The following is a 5584-nucleotide window of genomic DNA, read 5'->3' as shown; positions in this document are numbered from 1 at the left end:
TAGGGCTTGGCGCCCTTGAAGGACGGCAGGAACGAGTGGTGGATGTTGATGGCCTTGCCGGTGAGCTCCGCGCACAGGTCATCCGAAATGATCTGCATGTAGCGGGCCAGGACGGTCAGTTCGATATCGTGCTCGGCCATGAGGGCGCGCAGCTTGTCCTCGGCCTGGGCCTTGGTGTCCGGGGTGACCGGGATGTGGTGGAACGGGATGCCGTAGAACTCGGCCAGCCCGGCAAGGTCGCGGTGGTTGGAAACAATGGCGGGGATCTCGATGGGCAGGGTGCCGGAGCGCTGCTGGAACAGGATGTCGTTGAGGCAGTGCGCGGACGTGCTGGCCATCAGGAGCGTGCGCACCTTCTGGCCCACGGGGTTGAGACTCCACTGCATGCCGAACGAGTGGACCACCGGCCCAAGGGCAGCCTGGACCTCGGCCCGGGAGGCCGTCGTCGTCGCTTCCACCCGCATAAAGAAGTTGCCGGTTGCGGGGCTGCCATACTGCTGCGAGTCCAAAATATTACAGCCCGCCACCAGCAGCGCTCCGGCCACAGCGTGGACAATTCCGGGTCGGTCCGGGCAGGACAATGTCAATACGTAAGCTCGGTTCAGCTGCTCTTCAGTCACGACTACAAGCCTACCCGCGCGGCCCGCCCGCGTTTGGTAGTCTGGTGGGGTCGCAACTGGCGTTGGGTGGCTAACCACCAGGGAGTGGCAATCACGAAGACCACGGATCGTACGCCTGGGCCGAGGGTCATGTCTTACCGGAACTGCATCCTCTGAGGGTGCGGTTCGCTTTCACGCCCTGTCATCAAGGGGCGATGATGAGCGCCAGCCGGTAGCCTGACCTTAGCAGTGCCCGTATCCCTAGCCAGGAGTTTTTCGTGACTACTACCGCCACCACAACAGTCGCCGTCAGCAACCAGTCGCTGGCCGAGCTTGACCCCGAAATCGCAGCAGTCCTCAGCCAGGAACTTGGCCGCCAGCGCGGCACCCTGGAAATGATCGCCTCCGAAAACTTTGCCCCGCGCGCTGTGATGGAAGCCCAGGGCTCGGTCCTGACCAACAAGTACGCCGAGGGTTACCCGGGCCGCCGTTACTACGGCGGCTGCGAATATGTGGACATCGCAGAGCAGCTGGCCATCGACCGCGTCAAGGCACTGTTCGGTGCCGAGTACGCCAACGTCCAGCCGCACTCCGGTGCCCAGGCCAACGCCGCAGCATTGTCCGCCATGATCACCCCCGGTGACAAGATCCTGGGCCTGTCCCTGGCCCACGGCGGCCACCTGACCCACGGCATGAAGCTCAACTTCTCCGGCAAGCTCTACAACGTGGCTGCCTACCAGGTGGAGCCGGACAACTTCCGCGTTGACATGGACAAGCTGCGCGAACAGGCCATCGCCGAGAAGCCCCAGGTCATCATCGCCGGCTGGTCCGCCTACCCGCGCCACCTGGACTTTGCGGCCTTCCGCTCCATCGCCGATGAAGTGGGCGCGCTGCTCTGGACCGACATGGCACACTTCGCCGGACTGGTGGCTGCGGGGCTGCACCCGAGCCCGGTGCCGTACTCCGACGTCGTCACCTCCACCGTGCACAAGACCCTCGCCGGCCCGCGCTCCGGTGTGATCCTGGCCAAGCAGGAGTGGGCCAAGAAGATCAATTCCAACGTCTTCCCGGGCCAGCAGGGCGGGCCGCTCATGCACGTCATTGCAGCCAAGGCCGTTGCCTTCAAGATCGCCGGCACCGAGGAATTCAAGGAGCGCCAGGAGCGTGTCCTCGAAGGCGCCAAGATCATCGCTGACCGCCTCAACCAGTCCGACGTCTCCGACGCCGGCGTCTCCGTCCTCACCGGTGGCACCGACGTGCACCTGGTCCTGGTGGACCTGCGCAACTCCCAGCTCGACGGCCAGCAGGCCGAGGACCTCCTGCACTCCGTGGGCATCACCGTGAACCGCAATGCGGTTCCGTTCGACCCCCGCCCGCCGATGGTCACCTCCGGCCTGCGCATCGGCACCCCGGCCCTCGCCACGCGCGGCTTCGGTGCTGCCGAATTCACCGAGGTGGCAGAGATCATCGCCACTGCACTGAAGGCCGGCACCGCCACGGACGTCGAGGCACTGCAGTCCCGCGTGGACAAGCTCTGCGCCGATTTCCCGCTGTACCCGCAGCACGAGCAGTGGTAATCCATGACCATTGAAACTGGAACTGCACAGATTCTTGACGGCAAGGCTACCGCCGCTGCCATCAAGGCCGAGCTGACCGTACGCGTGGCCGCACTCAAGGCCAAGGGCGTCGTCCCCGGGCTGGGCACCATTTTGGTGGGCTCCGATCCCGGGAGCACCTGGTACGTGGGTGGCAAGCATAAGGACTGCGCGGAGGTGGGCATCACGTCCATCCGCCGCGACCTGCCGGAGGAGACCACGCAGGACGAACTCCTGGCCGTGGTCCGCGAGCTGAACGACAACCCGGAATGCACCGGCTACATCGTGCAGCTTCCCTTGCCCAAGCACATCAACCAGGACGTCATCCTGGAGGCCATGGATCCGGATAAGGACGCCGACGGCCTGCACCCAATGAACCTGGGCCGCCTGGTGGCCAACGTCAGCGGACCCATGACCTCGCCGCTGCCGTGCACCCCCAAGGGCTGCGTGGAGCTCCTCACCCGGCACGGCATCAGCCTCAAGGGCAAGCGCGTCCTCGTGGTGGGCCGCGGCGTGACCATCGGGCGTCCCGTCGGGCTACTGCTGACCCGCAAGGACGTCAACGCCACGGTCATCCTGGCGCACACCGGCACCGTGGACCTGGCCGCCGAACTCCGACAGGCCGACGTCGTGATCGCCGCTGCGGGAGTCCCGCACATGATCAAGGCGGCGGACCTGAAGCCGGGCGCAATAGTGCTCGACGTCGGCGTGAGCCGTGTTGACGACGGCAACGGTAAGGCAGTGGTCACCGGAGACGTGGACCCCGCTGCCGCCGACGTCGCCTCGTGGATCTCCCCGAACCCGGGCGGCGTAGGGCCGATGACCCGCGCCATGCTGCTCGCCAATGTGGTGGAGACCGCGGAGCGCCAGGCGGGAATCGCCTAGTTTCGTTCCTTAACAGCAAAGCCCGACGGCGGTCCGCATCTTTCACTTGAGGTGCGGGCCGCCGTCGGACTTTTTGGAGTGGAACCGAAACCTACTTCAGCTGGCCGCGGACCTCCCCGCCGGGGAAGTCGGCGTTATGCACGTTGACGTAGTAGTCGCCTGGGTTGGATTCGATGGCTGCCAGCACGGCCGAGTCTTCCGTAGTGCAGGTATCAATCGTCCAGTCCGTGCCGCTGTCCACCTCAAGCGGAATAACCACACCACCAGCCACATTGCGGGACGCGAGGTGGATGTGTGCCGCCATGGCAGGAGCGGACAGATCACGGACGGTCAGCGTATAGCAGAGCTCGTCATCGTCGATGGTGTAGGTGAAGGATCCGCCGGCCCCGGTGTGAACCGGACCGACTTCCTGGCCGGTGTTGAGCGGAATGGCGGGAGCGGCGCCCGGTTTCGCCTCCGCAGGGGCGGTGATCCCCAAAAGGGAGATGATGGCTGTGGCCACCGCGGCTGTCCTGAACGCATGACTCTTCATGATGTGTCCTCAGATAGACGAATGAACTTCTACCCCTAGCCCGATTCACGCTACGCCGCGCCCTGATCAGGCACAATAGCGCGCGTCCCGGACCCGGTGTTCGCCGGGGGTGGAAGGTGCGCTGGGGCTCTGCTGCGTTTGAGACAATGGACGCATGCGATCTCTGGGTAACACTCAATCTCCGTCCGGCCGGTCCAAGGGCGGCTTCTCCATGCTGCGGATCAGCGGTCCGGGAATGATGGTCTTTGTCATCGCGTTCATCGTTGCCGTGATCTTTGCCGCGAACCAGAACGACGTCGTGGGCTGGGTTGTCGCCATCATCGCCGCCTTCTGGCTGGCCCTCGCAGCCTTTGTGGTGTTCAGCATCCAGAAGGCCGCCAAAAAGGCCGGCGCGAAGCTGACGGAAGCCCAGAACGCCTTCAACAGCGCAGCCGGCCGTGCGCCGTCGTCGTCTTCAGCCGACCACGGCGGCACCCGGGTGGTGTACGAGCGGAACGAAGCGGACGAAGTCCGCGACCTCAAGCTGGACCACTCCTTCAAGATCGTCCAGGTCCAGATCCAAGTAGTGGAGAAGGAACGCGCCAAGGGTGAGGCGGCGGATCAGGATACGATCCGCCGCGCGCTGGAGACCATCGAGATCACCGCCACCAACGCCCGCGACATGATCCGCGCTGCCGGCGGCACCGGCGACCCGGTCAGCGGAACCATCATCGACTAGAGTAGTGCGGGTGATCTCGGCATTGAAGAAGGACCACCTTCGCATCGCATCAGTCAACGTCAACGGCCTCCGGGCTGCCTACAAGAACGGTATGGCGGCATGGCTGGAGCCCCGCGAGGTGGACATTCTCTGCCTCCAGGAAGTCCGGGCCCCTGACGCGATTGTGCGCCAGCTGCTCGGTGATGGCTGGCACATCCTGCACGCCGAGGCCGAGGCCAAAGGCCGCGCCGGCGTTGCCATTGCGTCCCGTGAAGAGCCGCTGGACACCCGCAACGGCATCGGCGATGACTACTTCGCCACCGCCGGACGCTGGGTTGAGGCTGACTTCAGGGTGGCCGACGCCGTGGGGAACCCCGCGCAGCTGACCGTTGCCAGCGCCTACGTGCACTCCGGTGAAGTGGGCACACCGAAGCAGGTGGACAAGTACCGCTTTTTGGATGTCATGACCACCAGGCTGCCGGAACTGTCCAAGCACAGCGATCACGCACTGGTGGTGGGGGACCTCAACGTGGGCCACACCGAACGGGACATCAGGAACTGGAAGGGCAACGTCAAGAAGGCCGGCTTCCTGCCTGACGAACGTGCCTATTTTGACCGCTTCTTCGGCGAGGACATCGGCTGGAAGGACGTCCATCGTGGCCTGGCGGGCGACGTCGACGGCCCTTACACCTGGTGGTCACAGCGTGGGCAGGCGTTCGACAACGACACCGGCTGGCGCATCGACTACCACATGGCCACCCCGGACCTCGCCGCCGCCGCATTCTCGGCAGTGGTTGACCGGGCGCCCTCGTGGGACACCCGCTTCTCTGACCATGCACCGCTGGTAGTGGACTACCGGCTCTAAGCCCCGAAGGTTTCTTCCCATGACTAGCCCGACTTCCCCGGCGACCAAGAAACGCATCCTCTCCGGCGCCAAGCCCACGGCGGACTCCCTGCACCTGGGCAACTACATTGGCGCTGTCCGCAACTGGGTGGACATGCAGGCCGAATATGATGCCGTCTTCTTCATCCCGGACCTGCACGCCATCACCGTGGACTTCGATCCCGCCGAACTCGCCAAGCGCACCCGGGTGGTTGCCGCGCAGTACATTGCCGCCGGCATCGACCCGGACAAAAGCATCTTCTTTGTGCAGTCCCACGTCCCCGAGCACGCCCAGCTGGCCTGGGCACTGAACTGCATCACCGGCTTCGGCGAAGCGTCCCGGATGACACAGTTCAAGGACAAGACCCAGAAGTCGGGCGCGGACGCCGCAAC

6 protein-coding genes and 1 pseudogene are annotated in these 5584 nt (G+C 64.8%); 5 read left to right on the top strand and 2 right to left on the bottom strand.

Annotated features, from left to right (window positions below; genetic code table 11):
- The coding region (locus V6M49_RS06645; protein ID WP_332760619.1) for a formyltetrahydrofolate deformylase at nucleotides 1–620 on the bottom strand (620 nt) is incomplete at its 3' end.
- Nucleotides 621–877: 257 nt separating this feature from the next.
- Here V6M49_RS06645 and glyA point away from each other — a divergent pair.
- Nucleotides 878–2176 carry a serine hydroxymethyltransferase gene (gene glyA, locus V6M49_RS06640; RefSeq protein WP_141139824.1) on the top strand — a complete coding sequence of 433 codons (1299 nt, stop codon included), beginning with the start codon at nucleotides 878–880 and terminating at the stop codon, nucleotides 2174–2176.
- 9 nt (nucleotides 2177–2185) lie between these two features.
- Nucleotides 2186–3079, top strand: a complete 894-nt coding sequence (locus tag V6M49_RS06635) for a bifunctional methylenetetrahydrofolate dehydrogenase/methenyltetrahydrofolate cyclohydrolase (RefSeq protein ID WP_332760620.1) — start codon at nucleotides 2186–2188, stop codon at nucleotides 3077–3079.
- A 91-nt stretch (nucleotides 3080–3170) separates the two neighbouring features.
- Here V6M49_RS06635 and V6M49_RS06630 read toward each other — a convergent pair whose 3' ends face one another.
- Nucleotides 3171–3611 (bottom strand): CHRD domain-containing protein, encoded by a 441-nt coding sequence (locus tag V6M49_RS06630; protein ID WP_141139825.1) that lies wholly within the window; start codon nucleotides 3609–3611, stop codon nucleotides 3171–3173.
- A gap of 154 nt (nucleotides 3612–3765) precedes the next feature.
- Here V6M49_RS06630 and V6M49_RS06625 point away from each other — a divergent pair, with 154 nt between their 5' ends.
- From V6M49_RS06625 to V6M49_RS06615, 3 genes and pseudogenes are all read left to right on the top strand, one after another.
- The gene (locus V6M49_RS06625; RefSeq protein ID WP_141139826.1) at nucleotides 3766–4329 is read left to right on the top strand and encodes a hypothetical protein; all 564 of its coding nucleotides are present in this window, start codon (nucleotides 3766–3768) and stop codon (nucleotides 4327–4329) included.
- Nucleotides 4330–4339: 10 nt separating this feature from the next.
- Complete coding sequence (locus tag V6M49_RS06620) at nucleotides 4340–5173, top strand: exodeoxyribonuclease III (RefSeq protein ID WP_332760618.1); 834 nt, start codon at nucleotides 4340–4342, stop codon at nucleotides 5171–5173.
- Between the two features lie 19 nt (nucleotides 5174–5192).
- Nucleotides 5193–5584 (top strand): annotated as a pseudogene (locus tag V6M49_RS06615) (tryptophan--tRNA ligase); the annotation flags it as partial.

The organism is Pseudarthrobacter sp., from assembly GCF_036675385.1.
Classification (GTDB): domain Bacteria; phylum Actinomycetota; class Actinomycetes; order Actinomycetales; family Micrococcaceae; genus Arthrobacter.
Note: the sequence above shows the minus strand (reverse complement) of the source record. Positions and strands in the feature narration are given on the sequence as shown.